13 protein-coding genes are annotated in these 15,433 nt (G+C 58.8%); 4 read left to right on the top strand and 9 right to left on the bottom strand.

Annotated elements, in window-relative coordinates:
* Nucleotides 1-10: 10 nt before the first annotated feature.
* Nucleotides 11-325 (top strand): putative quinol monooxygenase, encoded by a 315-nt coding sequence (locus tag HBA26_RS03625; protein WP_008502984.1) that lies wholly within the window; start codon nucleotides 11-13, stop codon nucleotides 323-325.
* A gap of 85 nt (nucleotides 326-410) precedes the next feature.
* Nucleotides 411-851, top strand: coding sequence for a peptidoglycan-binding protein LysM (gene lysM, locus HBA26_RS03620; protein ID WP_028014428.1), 441 nt, complete (start codon nucleotides 411-413; stop codon nucleotides 849-851).
* 32 nt (nucleotides 852-883) lie between these two features.
* On the opposite strand, the gene HBA26_RS03615 is transcribed toward lysM, so the two are convergent.
* The 3 genes from HBA26_RS03615 to HBA26_RS03605 are packed head-to-tail and all read right to left on the bottom strand — an operon-like array spanning nucleotide 884 to nucleotide 5,201.
* Nucleotides 884-2,071: a glycoside hydrolase family 88 protein gene (locus HBA26_RS03615; protein ID WP_041908119.1), complete on the bottom strand. Its 1,188-nt coding sequence runs from the start codon at nucleotides 2,069-2,071 to the stop codon at nucleotides 884-886.
* Between the two features lie 17 nt (nucleotides 2,072-2,088).
* Nucleotides 2,089-3,354, bottom strand: coding sequence for an oligosaccharide MFS transporter (locus tag HBA26_RS03610; protein ID WP_048959951.1), 1,266 nt, complete (start codon nucleotides 3,352-3,354; stop codon nucleotides 2,089-2,091).
* 32 nt (nucleotides 3,355-3,386) lie between these two features.
* Nucleotides 3,387-5,201 carry a DUF2264 domain-containing protein gene (locus tag HBA26_RS03605; protein ID WP_126344893.1) on the bottom strand — a complete coding sequence of 605 codons (1,815 nt, stop codon included), beginning with the start codon at nucleotides 5,199-5,201 and terminating at the stop codon, nucleotides 3,387-3,389.
* 166 nt (nucleotides 5,202-5,367) lie between these two features.
* Between HBA26_RS03605 and HBA26_RS03600 the strand changes: the two genes are divergently transcribed.
* Nucleotides 5,368-6,207 (top strand): AraC family transcriptional regulator, encoded by an 840-nt coding sequence (locus tag HBA26_RS03600; protein WP_063943077.1) that lies wholly within the window; start codon nucleotides 5,368-5,370, stop codon nucleotides 6,205-6,207.
* Between the two features lie 40 nt (nucleotides 6,208-6,247).
* Here the strand turns inward: HBA26_RS03600 and HBA26_RS03595 are convergent, their stop codons facing one another.
* From HBA26_RS03595 to HBA26_RS03575, 5 genes are read right to left on the bottom strand one after another with little or no spacing between them, the layout of a single operon-like run.
* Nucleotides 6,248-7,123, bottom strand: a complete 876-nt coding sequence (locus HBA26_RS03595) for a MurR/RpiR family transcriptional regulator (RefSeq protein ID WP_166720804.1) — start codon at nucleotides 7,121-7,123, stop codon at nucleotides 6,248-6,250.
* A complete protein-coding gene (locus HBA26_RS03590; RefSeq protein ID WP_048959954.1) occupies nucleotides 7,120-8,070 on the bottom strand; it encodes an iron-siderophore ABC transporter substrate-binding protein in 951 nt (316 codons plus the stop codon). Before HBA26_RS03590 ends, HBA26_RS03595 begins: the two co-directional genes overlap by 4 nt.
* A gap of 9 nt (nucleotides 8,071-8,079) precedes the next feature.
* Entirely contained in the window at nucleotides 8,080-9,120 is a 1,041-nt protein-coding gene (locus HBA26_RS03585; RefSeq protein WP_100170875.1) for an iron ABC transporter permease, read from the bottom strand.
* A complete protein-coding gene (locus HBA26_RS03580) occupies nucleotides 9,117-10,100 on the bottom strand; it encodes an iron ABC transporter permease (protein ID WP_126344892.1) in 984 nt (327 codons plus the stop codon). The genes HBA26_RS03585 and HBA26_RS03580 overlap by 4 nt, the downstream gene beginning before the upstream one ends.
* Nucleotides 10,097-10,909, bottom strand: a complete 813-nt coding sequence (locus HBA26_RS03575; RefSeq protein WP_126344891.1) for an ABC transporter ATP-binding protein — start codon at nucleotides 10,907-10,909, stop codon at nucleotides 10,097-10,099. Before HBA26_RS03575 ends, HBA26_RS03580 begins: the two co-directional genes overlap by 4 nt.
* Nucleotides 10,910-11,293: 384 nt before the next feature.
* On the opposite strand from HBA26_RS03575, the gene HBA26_RS03570 reads away from it, so the two are divergent.
* Nucleotides 11,294-13,432: a TonB-dependent siderophore receptor gene (locus HBA26_RS03570; RefSeq protein WP_126344890.1), complete on the top strand. Its 2,139-nt coding sequence runs from the start codon at nucleotides 11,294-11,296 to the stop codon at nucleotides 13,430-13,432.
* Between the two features lie 83 nt (nucleotides 13,433-13,515).
* On the opposite strand, the gene parE is transcribed toward HBA26_RS03570, so the two are convergent.
* The gene (parE, locus tag HBA26_RS03565; RefSeq protein WP_028014439.1) at nucleotides 13,516-15,408 is read right to left on the bottom strand and encodes a DNA topoisomerase IV subunit B; all 1,893 of its coding nucleotides are present in this window, start codon (nucleotides 15,406-15,408) and stop codon (nucleotides 13,516-13,518) included.
* Nucleotides 15,409-15,433: the final 25 nt, after the last annotated feature.

Genomic DNA, 15,433 nt, shown 5'->3' with positions numbered 1-15,433 from the left:
AGTAGTAACCATGCTTACAGTAATCGCAGAAATCCGTACTCGTCCAGGTCAACATCACCGCCAGGCGGTGCTGGATCAGTTCGCGAAAATCATCCCAACCGTACTGAAAGAAGAAGGCTGCCACGGCTACGCGCCGATGGTGGACGCCGCTACCGACGCAAGCTTCCAGGCCACTGCGCCAGACTCCATTATCATGGTTGAGCAGTGGGAAACCGTCGCGCACCTTGAAGCACACCTGCAGACCGCGCACATGAAAGCGTGGAGCGATGCGGTGAAGGGTGACGTGCTGGAGACCCACATCCGTATTCTGGAGCAAGGGGTTTAAAACCTGCCTTCCCTCTCCTTCCGGGGAGGGAATTCTCTCTGACCTGCTATGCTTATTCTGACTTCATGATTAACAGGAGGATGGAATGGGTCTTTTTAACTTCGTGAAAGAAGCAGGCGAAAAGCTATGGGATAACCTGACCGACCACAAAGGTCAGAGCGACAAAATCACCGAGCACCTCAAGAAACTCAACATTCCCGGTTCAGACAAAGTTCAGGTTAACGTTACCGACGGCAAGGCCAGCGTGACGGGTGACGGGCTGACCCAGGAGCAGAAAGAAAAAATCCAGGTCGCCGTCGGCAACATCGCGGGCGTCAGCGAGGTGGAGAACAACATCACCACGACCGATGCCAAAGATGAAGCCACCTACTACACGGTAAAATCCGGCGACACCCTGAGCGCTATCTCCAAAACCGTGTACGGCGATGCCAACCAGTACAATAAGATTTTTGAGGCTAACCGCCCGATGCTCTCCAGCCCGGATAAAATCTACCCCGGCCAGACGCTGCGTATTCCTAAAGCGTGATCCGCGAGTCGGGGGTCGCCCCCCGACCGTTTTTACCAGTACAGTTTCCAGCTCTGCGTAAAGCGCACCAGCGCCTCCACGTAGAAGTAATCTCCCCAGCTCGCACACTCGTCCACCCCTTTGTTGCTCGCCAGGTGATAGACCGAGTGTTTCAGCAGCCCGGTACCCTTCTCCTCTTTGCCCATCAGGTAGTGCTTCGTCAGTGAAGACATAATGCCTTTGGCCCACTCCAGATAACGCTCCCGGTCCGGATCCGTCACGGGCAGGTGCTTCACCAGCTCCAGCAGCCCGCACACCGCAATCGCCGCCGAGGACGAATCGCGCAGCGCGTCGGTCCCCACCAGCGCCAGATCCCAGTGGCAGACGTAGTCTTCCGGGAGGCGGTTGAGGAAGTAGTTCGCCAGCCGCTTCGACAGGGCGATCATCGTCTCGTCGCCGGTATAGATATAGCTCAGCAGGAAGCCGTAAATCCCCCACGCCTGCCCGCGCGACCAGCAGGAGTCATCGGCATAGCCCTGCTGGGTATTGCCGTAGCGCGGCGCGCCGGTTACCACGTCCATATAATAGGTGTGGAACGTGGAGGCATCGTCGCGGATGAGATAGTTTGCCGCCTGCATGACGTGCGCTTTTGCGGCGTCAGCAAAGCGCGGATCCCCCGTCTGCTCCGTCGCCCAGTAGAGCAGCGGCAGGTTCATGTTGCAGTCGATGATCATCCGTCCGGCCTGCTCCGGGTCTGAAAGATCGCCCCACGCCTGAATGATTTTCGCCTTCTCATGAAAGCGCTCCAGCAGGGCTTCAGCCGCCAGCAGGGAGAAACCGCGCGCCTCGCGGCTGCCGGTAAGTCTCCACGCCGCCACGCAGGAGAGCGTGTACAGGAAGCCCAGATCGTGAGTGTTGGTGTCGCTGCGCCCGGCGATGCGCAGGCCGAAGGAGCGCACGTGTTTTTCCGCCATCGAGCGGAATTTCTCCTCGCCGCTCATCTCCCACGCCAGCCACAGCTGGCCGGTCCAGAAGCTGGTTGTCCACTCTACGTTGTCGGTCAGCGGGTAATAACCGTTCCGGCAGGTTTCCGCCGGGAACTGCTCTCCGAATGCCGTTAAATGACGGCTAATCAGCTCGAGGACGTGGCTACGCGCAGAGATCAGTTCATCGCTAAACAGGCGCGAGTCTACGGGAGCAGGAATGGCAGACAGGCGTTCCTCTCTGATACGACTTAACATATTTCGGTTCCTTGTGGTCAGCGTGATGAAGGTTCTGCTACGTTCAGCGGGCGGGGGCCGCGCCATTTGCTCTGGCAGGCGGATAACGTAAAGGCAGAAATAAAGGTAAAGATCAGCGCCGTCGCCCCCATGATGATATAGGTCTGTTCAAAGCCGATGCGGTCATACATATATCCGGCAGGCGAGGAAACCACCACGTTCCCCACGTACAGCATCGCCTGATAGCCCAGTAAATACATGGTGGCGTTCACGCGCTTGTCGAAATGCTCCGCTATATATTTAAAGACCGACACCAGCAGCAGGCAAATTTCTATACCGTATAGCGGCTTGAGCACGGAAATTAACAGATGCGAGTCGCACATCCCGGAAATAATCAAACGCGCCCCGACGATCAGCCCGACAATTAATAGCCCGCGCCTGGCGCCAATAAAGTTAACGAACAGTGGGACAACCATATACATGACGAATTCTATGCCCGACTGCACGGTGCCGAGATAACCAAACACCGCGTTGCCCTCATGAATATCGTCAAAGAAGGTAACGAAATAGCGCGAGAACTGCTGCTCGGCGATAAACATCATCCACGCCACGCCCGCCACGTACAGGCAAAAAGCCCAGAATTTACGGTTACGCAGCAGGGCGTACACATCTGCCGGGGCAATTTTCTCTTTGGTCAATACCGCATCGGCATGAACGGAGTTAGTGTTCACTTTCAGGCTGAGCAGGACAACCAGCATCACGATCGACGTCACGCTGCCCATAATGAAGTTATAGGTCGGTGAGAGGTTGAACAGCAGGCCGGAGAAGGACGATGCCACCGCCCAGCCGAGCGAGCCCCACATACGAATTTGCCCGAACTCCATGCCGTTTAAGCGGCTGAAGCGGTCGGAATAGGATTCACACGCCGCCACGCCTGCATACCAGGCAAAGCTTAAATAGAGCGCGCCGATAATAATCCCCAGCAAGGTACTGGACATTAACAGCGGCTGATAGACGTAAATAAAAAACGGCGCCATCAGGGCCGACATGGCGACCACAAAATAGAGCAGATATTTGCTCATGCCGATTTTATCGAGAATATAGCCGTAGATGGGTTTGAGGATAACGGAAAATATTCCGTTCACCGCGAACACGGTTCCAATTACCGTCCCGCTGAGATTCGCTTTTTGACCCAGCCAGATCGCCAGCAGGCCAATACTCGCGGACCAGGTAAAGAAATAGAGAAAAATAAAGCTGCTGATTTTGTAATATTCGGTTCTGTTGGTTGTCGATGTATTTTTCATACCATCCTCGCCGAGGTGTAGGGTCAGAATTTTTATAACGTGAACGACAGCAGACGTTCGCCTCCAGGATTGCGGATTACGACCCGGTTATGGTTCATATCCAGATGCGGCGCGGCCGCAACGTTCTGTTTTTCACTGGCAATGACGGCGCAGCAGAGCCAGCGCTCTCCCGGTTGGAGATCGGTTTTTAACAGCGGAATGGAGGCGCACTCCGGGAACATGATGCTGCTGTTCGGCGGCGTGACGATGCTGTCCGGGGTGCGTTCAATGAAAGGCGACAGATCGACAATCGCACTGCTGCCGTTCTCTGCCGCCAGATAGCTGCCGCGCGCGCGGGTTTGGTGCTCCGTTTTCATCACGGCGAAACCGCCCTCCGCCGTTTGCAGCGTGCGCGCGCTGTTGATGCGGTGCAGGCGCAAATGCCACTCGCCAAACGGGATTTGCCAGGTCTCGATGTGCACGTCGTGCCACGGCGACCAGCGTGAATAGATGTAGTTTTCATCTACCCGCACCGCGGCGCACTCGCGACGGCCGCGGAAATAGTTATCCCCGTCCGCCAGCAGCAGCATGGAATCACAGGCCGCATGCTTCAGGCCAAAGCGCCCGCGCTCAATGGTGAAGCCAAAGCGGCTGGAGTAGGCAAATTTGGTGTATTTCGCTTCGGTGTTGACGTAGTTGTTCAGCTCCAGCTGACCGGCGGTGAGCATGGTGACGTGCTGAGAGTTCGTCGAATGCATCAGGATCTGCTGCGCGTGCGGGATGACGTGCTTCTCCGCCAGCGTGGGCAGCGGCTGTTCTTCTGCCTGCCAGAACGGATGCGTCTCCGGCAGCGCCAGAATCAGGTAGCTTTTTAGCGCCCAGTAGGGTGAGCCGGGAGAGTTATAGTCCTCACACATGGCGAGGTTCGGACAGGCAAAACCGAGGGTCAGAATGCCGTCCCGGTCGGTAATCGTCCGCTGTTGCCACCAGCGGAGATGGCGCAGGATAATGCCCTTCACAATACCCGGCGTGAACACGTCAAGTTCAGAGAAGGCAACCGCGCTCCAGAAGGCGACCATCGCAAAGCGGTAGGTCAGGCTGCGGCCAAACGGTACCGACGCGCCGTCCGCGGCGGACCAGTAGATAAAGTCCTCCGCAAACAGACGCGAGCGCTCGCGCAGCACTTCTGCCCTCGCCTCATCGCCGCTTAAAGTGGCGTAAATCAGGCCGTAGAAGTGGAACGCCATGGAGATGTAATAATCTTTCGGGCAACCCGCGCCGTCGGAATACCAGCCGTCACCCAGGTAATAGGCCTCCATCAGCGCAAACCGATGGTCGATGGCGGCCTGGTCGTACGGCAGCCCGGCGCGTTTGAAGCCCAGCTGGACCATAATGGCAAAGTAGTTCCAGTTGCTGTCGGGCATCTGCGCGTCGGCAATCTGATTCAGCCACGCGTGCAGGTTCATCACCTCGCGCTCGCTGAAGCAATCGGTGAGTTTATTCCCCAGCAGGGAAAGCCCCAGACCGTAGGATGCCATCTCGACCAGACGCTGATCGTACGGAGCGGTTTCGCCCCAGTAGCCCGGGCTTTGCGGATCGGTGCCGATCCTGATGGCCTGCATGTACTTCTCGCTAAACGGCGAAGCATCGCCCGAAGCCAACAGCGGAAACAGCCCCCATAGCGCGCGGGAGAGCCCCTCCATCTGCGCGATATCCGTAGCGTAGTGCGCGCAGGTATCACCCAGCGAGAACCGCGAATGATTTACCGGAAACTGCTTATCCAGCGCGCCAAGTAAGGTATTCAGAGACGCCACGACGTCCTGGCGTGAAGACAACAGATTTGATTTTTCTTCGCTTTCCGCCCGCATAGTTCCACCCTCGTCATCAACTGCGGCCAAGCATAGTGAATGCGTAAGGTGGAGAAATGTTAGCCACGTCACAGGTGAGAACGTTCGATAAACCTGCGGTTGATAAAATTTAAAAAGGTGGTTTATAAATCTCTTCTGACGGGGAAAAGTTGAGTTTTATTGCACTATGCATGACGCGCCCATAACCGATCGTCTTGAGCTCATTACCTTAAACGACACCGTAGCGTCGTTCAGCCGCCTGTTTGCTAACACGGTGCGTTACCACCACTGGCATCAGTGTCTTGAAATTCTCTATGTGGAAGAAGGGTTTGGCGTCGCGATTGTCGATAACCGTCACTACACCATGCGCCCCGGACGCCTGTTTTTCTTTCCGCCGTTTACCCTGCATAAAGTCAGGGTAGACGAACAGGCGGAAGCGATTTACCGGCGCACGATTATTCACCTCGACCACCATGCGGTGCTGAAGTGTCTGCGTGATTTTCCGCACACGCAGCAGCGGCTGGAGAAACTCTCGCGTCGCGGCTCAGAGGCGTGGGTGGTTGACCTGGCACACTGCCACAGCCATGTCGATTATCTGTTCAGCTGTTATCCGCCGCCGATGAGCAGCGAAAGCATCGCCGGGCTGCTGATTAGCCTGTTTGCTATGTTGCCTGACGATCGTACCGGCGCACCGGGCAGCAGCACGGGGATCGCCAGCCAGGTGATGTTCTGGCTGGACGAGCATTATCAGGAGAAATTCCGCCTCGACGCGCTGGCAGCGGAACTGGGCAGATCGCGCAGCTACGTGTCGCGAAAATTTCATGCGGAGACGGGGGAGAAAATCCACCACTACCTGAACACGCTCCGCCTGCGTAAGGCGTGCGAATGCCTGCTGCACAGTGACGCGAGCGTGCGGGAGATTGCCGCGCGGGTGGGATTTTCTGACGTGACCTGGTTTATCAGCGCGTTTAAGAAGGGGATTGGTGAGACGCCGCTGCAGTACCGGAAGAACCATCGTGCGGTATGACACCCTCACCCGCCCCTCTCCCGCGGGAAGAGGGAGACAATCAACTGCTTTTCTTGCCCGGCTTTAGCCCACGGTGAAGCTCGTTGATGCGCTTCATCGACTTGATGGTGCGCTGCGGCTCGGTGGAGGCGACGGATAAAACAATCATCTCCAGGCACAGCAGCACCGTGCCGTGGAGCGGGATTTTGCCCTTCTCGCCGCCGCGCGGAACGTGGATCACCACGCTGGCCTCTTTGCTGAATCGGGAGTCGGTGGCATTGGTGAGCAAAATGGTGGGAATACCCAGCCGTTTCGCTTCGCGCAGCGTGGTCTGTCCTTCCCGATGCGCGGATTTTTGCGCCATCATGATCAGCACATCCCCGCGCTGGAGACCTATCAGCTGCTCGGCCAGCCCTATTCCGGTGCAGTTAAGCGGCGTGGCGGGTAGCCCCATCCGGCTGAACAGCCTGGCGGTGTAGTCGGCCAGAATCCCGGACGCGCCAATCCCAAATATGGCAACCTGCCTCGCCTGCGCCAGCAGCGAGACCGCCTGCGCCATCGCGAAGCGGTTGTGGGGTTCAGACAACACTTCACACGTATGCTGATGCCCCTCCAGCACGAAATCAATGCTCGCATTGACGTCGCTGGTCAGCGTATTCACCGTGGTGGAGATCTTTTCGCTGGAGGTCACGACCGGGCCAAACCACTGCTCCAGCGTCTGCTTGAGATCGCGCAGCCCGGCGAAACCCAGCGCCTGGATGGCGCGAACGACGGTAGCGTCCGACGTTTTCAGCAGCGTCGCGATCTCCATTGCCGTCTGCTCCATCACCGCTTCACGATTTTCATTGATATAGCGCGCCACCTGCAGCAGGCGCGGCGTGAGCTGGTGCGACCGGGAGCGGAGGCGGTCGCCGAAGAGATCAACTTTACGGCTCATCGTGACGCCTCCGGCAGCGGACGTCCGGCAATCTGCGACTGGACCTGCGCGGCCATCAGCCCTAACGAGGCGAACGAGTTCGAGATGGCCTCTTCACGCGAGATCAGCACGTAATGTCCGGTCCGACAGGCATTCAGGAACTGACACCAGCCCGGCATCACCGCATCCATCGCCGCCAGCTCATCCTGCGGTTTGCCGCCCGTATCCCCGCGCCAGGTGGCGAAAACGAAATCCGCATCCAGCTCCGGCAGCCGCTCGGCGCTGACGTCAATGCGTCCCCCTTCCGGGATAGACTCAATCAGCGGCGGGAAGGTGAACCCGGCATCACGCAGCACGCGGCCCAGCGAGTGATAGCTGTGCATGGCGTTGATTTTCCCCTGATTGGCCTGAATCACCGACACGCTCACTTTGCGGGTATCAATAGTCGCTTTCAGCGCCTTAATTTGCTCCTGATAGCGCCGCTCCAGAACCTTGAGCCGCGCCTGCGTGCCCGTCAGCTGCGCCAGCTTGCGGTAGATCTCCGGCGCGCCGCCGTCGAGATGATCGATACTCACCGTCGGGGCAATTTTCTCCAGCTGTTCCACCGGGGTATTTCGCGTCGGCTCGGTAATGATCAGGTCAGGCTTTGCGGCGGCGATGGCTTCAATGTCGATATCCGCAGTGCCGATAAACTTGATGTCGGAATTATCGAAGTCGACGCCGGTCAACATGCCGCTGGAGCGCAGAAAATGGCTGCCGTCCGGCCGGGTGCGGCCATGGCTCGCCACCGGCGGCACGCCAAGCTCAATCAGCGGAATAGTAATGTCCAGGTCGTGTAGCGAGACGATCCGTTTCGGATGCACCGGCACCACCACCTTACGGTTCAGATCGTCAGTAAACGTCTGCGTCGGCTCGGTCGCGCTCGCCGCAAACCCCACCAGCAACAGCAATGAAAACAGTATGCGCATGTTAATCCCCTAAAATCTGTCCCGACGCTGCCAGAGCAGCAGCAGGAAAAACGGTCCGCCAATCAGTGAAATCACAATTCCCGCCGGCAGCTGCAGCGGGAGGAATGCCAGCCGCCCGACGTTATCCGCGAGTAGCACCAGCAGCGCCCCCAGCACGGCGCTACCCGTCAGGAGCGCCGTTTGCCCGCCGCGGAGCAGCAGGCGCGCCATGTGCGGCGCAATCAGCCCGACAAAACCAATGCTGCCCACGCAGGAGACGCAGGCCGCCGTCAGCACTACCGGGGCGAGAACCCTGAGAAGCGCCAGCCGGTTTGTGCGCACGCCAAGGCCCGCTGCGGTGTGGTTACCAAGCAGCGCCACGTCCGCAGCGCGGGCGGTAAACAGCAGCAGCGCAAACGCCGGAAGCGCCCAGGCAGCGGCAATGCAGACCAGCGTCCAGTTTGCCGCGTGGAGGCTGCCCGCCAGCCACAGCATCGCCGTCTGCACGTCGCGCACGTCCGCCGTAGTCATAAAGACGCCCATTGCGGCGGCAAAGACCCACGACACGCCGATGCCGATCAGGATGAATCGCGGACGTGAGATATCGCGCGCCAGGGCCACCACCAGCAGCGCGGTGAGCAGCCCCCCGGCCATGCCAACCAGCGGCCGCCAGGCCAGGCCCAGCGCCGGGAACTGAAATATCAGCAGCAGTACCGCCGCGCTACAGCCCTCTTTCACCCCGATAAGCCCCGGATCGGCCAGGCCATTGCGGGTAATGGACTGCATTGCTGCCCCCGCCATGCCGAGCATCCCACCGCACAGCGCCGCCATCAGCAGGCGCGGCAGGCGGATATCCATCACGATGTAGCGCGTCTCTGACGTCAGGCTTTCTGGATAAAACAGCGCGCGCCCGATGGCGGAAGTGGGGATGGGCAGAGAGCCGTGCGTCAGGCCAAACCCCGTCAGCAGGCAGGCGGCCAGAGTCAGGATGACCAGACATACCAGCGCCTTTGGGCGGACCAGCGCCGAGAAGGTGCCAACGCGTAGCGCACGCAGTCCGGCGCGGTTCATTTAAACATCCTCGAGGCCATGAAGATAAAGACCGGGGCGCCAACCAGCGCGGTCATGATGCCGGTTGCCAGCTCCCAGGGCGAAAACAGCGTGCGGGCAGCGATATCCGCCAGCAGCAGAACCAGCGCCCCGCACAGGGCGGACAGCGGCACCATCACGCGCAGATCGACCGACACCAGACGGCGAACGAGCTGAGGCACCACGAGCCCGATAAAACCGATCGGCCCGGCGAGGGAGACTGCCGCACCGCAGAGCAGCGCGATAGCCATCAGGGCAAGCAGCCGCGTTTTCAGCAGCGATACGCCAAGCCCCTGCGCCATTCTGTCGCCCAGCGCCAGCATGTTGAGCGAGGGCGACAGCCAGAGCGCCAGCGCAAAGCCCACGCCAGCCACCCACAGGGCAGCGGCAATCGTTTCACCGCTGACCCCCGCTAAATCCCCCGCCAGCCAGGTGCGCATGGCGAGCAGCGTCTGTTCATCGAGGATGAGCACCGTGGCGGTAATCGACGATGCAAACGCCGACATCGCCACGCCGCACAGCGTGACCTTCATTGGCGTAAGCCCGGTGCGTCCGGACGAGGAGAACGTGAGCACCAGCAGAAACAGCGCCGCGGCTCCGGCGGCGGCAATCAGCGGGCGCCCAAACGGCAGCGTCATCCCCAGCGCACTCGTCAGCACCACAGCCAGCGCTGCCCCGGCGTTGAGCCCCAGAATATGCGGTTCGCCGAGCGGGTTGCGGATCGTGGATTGCAGCAGCACGCCCGCCACGCCGAGCGCGGCCCCCGCCACCATCGCGGCGCAGAGGCGCAGCAGTCTGAGCTTGATGATGATGTTATGGTCGAAATTGCGCGGATCGAAGTGGAGGATGGCCTCCACCACCGTTTGCGGGGCGATAAAGCGGGCGCCGATCCCCAGATGGGCAATCGCGCCCGTTGCCAGCAGCATGGCGAACATCAGGAAAGCCAGAGAGGTGCGCATCATGGCTGTTTTGCGTTCTGGCGAAACGGCATAAAGAACGGTTTACCGGTCAGCGGATTGATGGACATATGCACGTCGACATCAAACACCGCTTTAATCAGCTCCGGCGTGCAGGCGTCCCCTTCATGCAGTACGCCCTCGACTTTTCCCTGGCGTAAAAAGACCAGCGAATCGCCGTAGCTCACGGCGAAGTTGAGATCGTGCAGCACCACCACCACGGTACGTCCGTGCTCGCGCGTCAGCGTATGCAGCAGTTCGAGGATCTCCACCTGGTAGCGGAGATCGAGAAACGTGGTGGGTTCATCCAGCAGGATATAGGGCGTTTGCTGCGCCAGCGCCATGGCGATCCAGCAGCGCTGACGCTGGCCGCCGGACAGGCTTTCGACGGGCATGTGGGCAAACTCGGCCGTGCCGGTCAGGCGCAGGGCCTCCTCTACCGCCTGCTCGTCCTCGTCGCTCCACTGGCGCATAACGTTCTGCCAGGGAAAACGCCCGCGCGAGACCAGCTCAAAGACGGTTAACCCTTCCGGCAGCAGCGGAGACTGCGGCAGGATACCAAGCTGGCGGGCGACGGCTTTCGTCGGCTGCGCGTGGATCGCCTTGCCGTCGAGAACCGCCGCGCCGCCAAGCGGCTGAAGCAAACGCGCGATGGTACTCAGCAGCGTGGATTTTCCGCAGCCGTTCGCCCCCACCAGAACGGTGATTTTCTGCTGGGGGATCGCAAGGGAAATATCATCAACGATGATTTTTTTCTGATAACCGGCAGAAAGATTCTCCAGAACCAGACCCGGTTTTGTCGTGTTGTGAGCCACGTGCATGCCAACGTAATAAAAAAGGGAAACAAATATAAATAAAAATCATTCTCTTTTGAGAGTTTGAGGCCGCGCCATGTAGTAGTCAAGGGAAGAAACACCCTGAAAAAACCAGGGGTAACGGTGTGCTACTACACTGCCCGGTAAAACAATAAAGACTTAATTTTCAATTCATTAAGTGATTACCCCTGTGCTTTTCCGTTACGTTTCAGAGATGTAGCCGATTTTTAGCTTTTTTCATTTACTACTACATTTCCGCATGATTGAATGATTCTCAATTACATGTTCGATGCCAGTTCTGGCTAACGGGCAGACCATAAAGGGCAATGACTCACAGGTTCTTCCGTGAAGGTGCTTCACGGATATTTTGGGATAACAGTTGTAATGGCTACGTTCACACCTTCACTCTCTGGGATAAAAGGGCGCGCGCTCTTTTCACTGCTGTTTATGGCGCCGCTGTCACAGGCAGCAGACACCACGGCTAAAGACGGCGAAACGCTTACCGTCACCGCCGATCCAAATGCTACGGCGGAGGCCACCAACGGCTACCAGCCGCTGAATACCTCCACCGCCACGCTGACCAACATGCCGATGCTGGATATCCCGCAGGTGGTGAATACCGTCAGCGATAAGGTGCTGGCGGATCAGCACGCCACCACGCTCGATGAAGCGCTCTATAACGTCAGCAACGTGGTGCAGACCAACACCCTGGGCGGTACGCAGGATGCCTTCGTACGCCGCGGGTTTGGCGCAAACCGCGACGGCTCGATCATGACCAACGGCCTGCGCACCGTGCTGCCGCGCAGCTTTAACGCCGCAACCGAACGCGTGGAGGTGCTGAAAGGCCCGGCCTCAACGCTGTACGGCATTCTCGATCCGGGCGGCCTGATTAACGTCGTCACGAAGCGCCCGGAGAAAATCTTCGGTGGCTCGATTTCTGCCACCTCTTCCAGCTTTGGCGGCGGCACCGGACAGGTCGATGTCACCGGTCCGATTGAGGGCACGCGCCTGGCGTATCGCCTCACGGGCGAGTATCAGGACGAGGATTACTGGCGTAACTTCGGCAACGAACGCAGCACCTTTATCGCCCCGTCGCTGACCTGGTTCGGCGACGATGCCACCGTGAGCGTGCTCTATTCGCATCGCGACTATAAGACGCCGTTCGATCGCGGAACGATCTTCGATCTCAACACTAAAAAGGCCGTCGACGTCGATCGCAAAACCCGCTTTGACGAGCCGTTTAACGTGACCGACGGGCAGTCCGATCTCGCTCAGCTTAACGCGGAATACCACCTCAACAGCCAGTGGACCGCGAAGTTCGACTACAGCTACAGCCAGGATAAATACAGCGACAACCAGGCCCGCGTCATGGCCTACGATTCAAAAACCGGCACCCTGACCCGCCGGGTGGATGCAACCCAGGGCTCGACCCAGCGCATGCACAGCACCCGTGCGGATCTGCAGGGCAACGTGGATATCGCGGGCTTTTATAATGAGATCCTCACCGGCGTGTCGTATGAAAATTACGATCTGCTGCGCACGGACATGATGCGCTGTAAGAACGTCAAAGGTTTCAATATCTATAATCCGGTTTACGGCAAACTCGACGAGTGTACAACCGTCTCCGCCGCTGACAGCGACCAGACGCTCAAGCAGGAGAGCTACTCGGCCTACGCCCAGGATGCCCTGTACCTGACGGATAAATGGATCGCCGTCGCCGGGCTGCGCTACCAGTATTACACCCAGTACGCGGGCAAAGGTCGTCCGTTTAACGTCAATACCGATAGCCGCGACGAGCAGTGGACGCCGAAGCTGGGGCTGGTTTACAAACTGACGCCAGCAGTCTCGCTGTTTGCCAACTATTCGCAGACGTTTATGCCGCAGTCGTCCATTGCGAGCTACATTGGCGACCTGCCGCCGGAAACCTCAAACGCGTACGAAGTAGGGGCAAAGTTCGATCTATTCGACGGCATAACCGCCAATATCGCGCTGTTTGATATTCACAAGCGCAACGTGCTGTATACCGAAAGCGTGGGAGGTGAAACCATCGCCAAAACCGCGGGCCGCGTGCGCTCCCAGGGCGTGGAGGTGGATCTTGCCGGGTCACTGACCGAGAACACCAATATTATCGCCAGCTACGGCTATACCGACGCGAAGGTACTTGAAGACCCGGACTACGCGGGTAAACCGCTGCCGAACGTGCCGCGCCACACCGGCTCACTCTTCCTGACGTACGATATTCACAATGCGTTTGCCGGGAATACCCTGACGCTCGGCGGCGGCGGGCACGGCGTAAGCCGCCGCTCGGCGACCAACGGTGCGGATTATTATCTGCCGGGCTATTTCGTGGCGGATGCGTTTGCGGCGTATAAGATGAAGCTGCAGTATCCGGTGACGCTGCAGGTGAACGTGAAGAACCTGTTTGATAAGACCTACTACACGTCGTCGATTGCGACCAACAACCTGGGCAACCAGATTGGCGACCCGCGCGAAGTGCAGTTTACGGTGAAGATGGAGTTTTGATGTAAAAAAGCCCGGTGGCGCTAATGCTTACCGGGCCTACGATCCATTCCCTCTCCCTGTGGGAGAGGGTTAGGGTGAGGGCATCAGGCCTCAATATCCGCCATATCCCCTTTCTCCTGCAGCCAGTTACGTCGGTCTTCCGAACGTTTCTTGGCGAGGAGCATATCCATCACGGCGTTGGTTTGCTGTTCGTCTTCGTCGCTGATCGTCAGCTGCACCAGGCGGCGCGTGTTCGGATCCAGCGTCGTTTCGCGCAGCTGCATCGGGTTCATTTCGCCCAGCCCTTTAAAGCGCTGCACATTTGGTTTGCCCTTCTTACGCTTAAGCTGCTCCAGCACGCCCGCCTTCTCTTCTTCCGTCAGCGCGTAGTACACCTCTTTGCCGAGGTCGATACGGTAGAGCGGCGGTAGCGCCACGTGGACGTGACCGTTTTTCACCAGCGTGCGGAAGTGCTTCACAAACAGCGCGCACAGCAGCGTGGCGATGTGCAGACCATCGGAGTCCGCATCCGCGAGAATGCAGATCTTGCCGTAGCGCAGCTGGCTCAGATCCTCGCTGTCCGGATCGATGCCGATCGCAACGGAGATGTCGTGCACTTCCTGCGAGGCCAGCACTTCGTCTGAAGAGACTTCCCAGGTGTTCAGGATCTTACCCTTGAGTGGCATGATCGCCTGATATTCACGATCGCGCGCCTGTTTGGCCGACCCACCCGCCGAATCCCCTTCCACGAGGAACAGCTCGGTGCGGTTGAGATCCTGCGCGGTACAGTCCGCCAGCTTGCCCGGCAGCGCAGGGCCGCTGGTCAGCTTTTTACGCACCACTTTCTTCGCGGCACGCAGACGACGCTGGGCGCTGGAGATGGCCATTTCAGCCAGCATCTCAGCCGCCTGAACGTTCTGGTTCAGCCACAGGGTAAACGCATCTTTCACCACGCCGGAGACGAACGCCGCGCACTGGCGCGATGACAGACGCTCTTTGGTCTGACCGGCAAACTGCGGATCCTGCATCTTCACGGAGAGCACGTAGGCGCAGCGGTCCCAGATATCTTCCGCCGAGAGCTTCACGCCGCGCGGCAGAATGTTGCGGTATTCGCAGAACTCACGCATCGCGTCCAGCAGTCCCTGACGCAGGCCGTTGACGTGGGTACCGCCGAGCATGGTTGGGATCAGGTTGACGTAGCTTTCGGTCAGCAGCTCGCCGCCTTCCGGCAGCCACAGCAACGCCCAATCCACCGCTTCGGTATCGCCGCTAAAGTTACCGACAAACGGTTTTTCCGGCAGCGTTGGCAGGCCGTTTACCGCTTCGCACAGGTAGTCGTTCAGGCCATCGGCGTAGCACCAGGTCTGCTCGGTGTTGTTGACGTGATCTTTAAAGGTAATTTCCACGCCCGGGCACAGTACCGCTTTGGCTTTCAGCAGATGCGTCAGGCGAGAAACGGAAAAACGCGGGCTGTCGAAGAAGCTTTCGTCAGGCCAGAAGTGGACGCTCGTGCCGGTGTTGCGTTTAGCGCACGTGCCGACAACCTGCAGATCCTGCACCTTCTCGCCGTTTTCAAACGCGATGTTGTAGACCTGGCCGTCGCGACGGACGTTCACTTCCACGCGTTTGGACAGGGCGTTCACCACGGAAATCCCCACGCCGTGCAGACCACCAGAGAACTGATAGTTCTTGTTGGAGAACTTACCGCCCGCGTGCAGTCGGCAGAGAATCAGCTCAACGGCAGGCACGCCCTCTTCCGGGTGGATGTCCACCGGCATGCCGCGACCGTCGTCGATGACCTCCAGCGACTGATCGGCGTGCAGGATGACGTCAACGCGTTTGGCATGGCCCGCCAGCGCTTCGTCCACACTGTTATCAATAACTTCCTGGCCCAGATGGTTCGGGCGCGTCGTATCGGTATACATCCCCGGGCGGCGGCGAACCGGCTCAAGCCCGGTGAGTACCTCAATGGCATCAGCGTTATAGGTTTGCGTCATGATTTAAACTAGCAATTCGCATTGA

The organism is Enterobacter sp. 725m/11, assembly GCF_011683705.1.
In the GTDB taxonomy this organism is placed as follows: Bacteria; Pseudomonadota; Gammaproteobacteria; order Enterobacterales; family Enterobacteriaceae; genus Enterobacter; species Enterobacter bugandensis.
The sequence above is the reverse complement of the archived record's forward strand: the minus strand, read 5'-3'. Positions and strand labels throughout refer to the sequence as shown.

Bases quoted from the DNA above. Each gene is read 5' to 3' on its own strand.
- HBA26_RS03625 (WP_008502984.1), top strand. From the start codon at position 11: ATGCTTACAGTAATCGCAGAAATCCGTACTCGTCCAGGTCAACATCAC.
- lysM (WP_028014428.1), top strand. From the start codon at position 411: ATGGGTCTTTTTAACTTCGTGAAAGAAGCAGGCGAAAAGCTATGGGAT.
- HBA26_RS03615 (WP_041908119.1), bottom strand. From the start codon at position 2,071: ATGTTAAGTCGTATCAGAGAGGAACGCCTGTCTGCCATTCCTGCTCCC.
- HBA26_RS03610 (WP_048959951.1), bottom strand. From the start codon at position 3,354: ATGAAAAATACATCGACAACCAACAGAACCGAATATTACAAAATCAGC.
- HBA26_RS03605 (WP_126344893.1), bottom strand. From the start codon at position 5,201: ATGCGGGCGGAAAGCGAAGAAAAATCAAATCTGTTGTCTTCACGCCAG.
- HBA26_RS03600 (WP_063943077.1), top strand. From the start codon at position 5,368: ATGCATGACGCGCCCATAACCGATCGTCTTGAGCTCATTACCTTAAAC.
- HBA26_RS03595 (WP_166720804.1), bottom strand. From the start codon at position 7,123: ATGAGCCGTAAAGTTGATCTCTTCGGCGACCGCCTCCGCTCCCGGTCG.
- HBA26_RS03590 (WP_048959954.1), bottom strand. From the start codon at position 8,070: ATGCGCATACTGTTTTCATTGCTGTTGCTGGTGGGGTTTGCGGCGAGC.
- HBA26_RS03585 (WP_100170875.1), bottom strand. From the start codon at position 9,120: ATGAACCGCGCCGGACTGCGTGCGCTACGCGTTGGCACCTTCTCGGCG.
- HBA26_RS03580 (WP_126344892.1), bottom strand. From the start codon at position 10,100: ATGATGCGCACCTCTCTGGCTTTCCTGATGTTCGCCATGCTGCTGGCA.
- HBA26_RS03570 (WP_126344890.1), top strand. From the start codon at position 11,294: ATGGCTACGTTCACACCTTCACTCTCTGGGATAAAAGGGCGCGCGCTC.
- parE (WP_028014439.1), bottom strand. From the start codon at position 15,408: ATGACGCAAACCTATAACGCTGATGCCATTGAGGTACTCACCGGGCTT.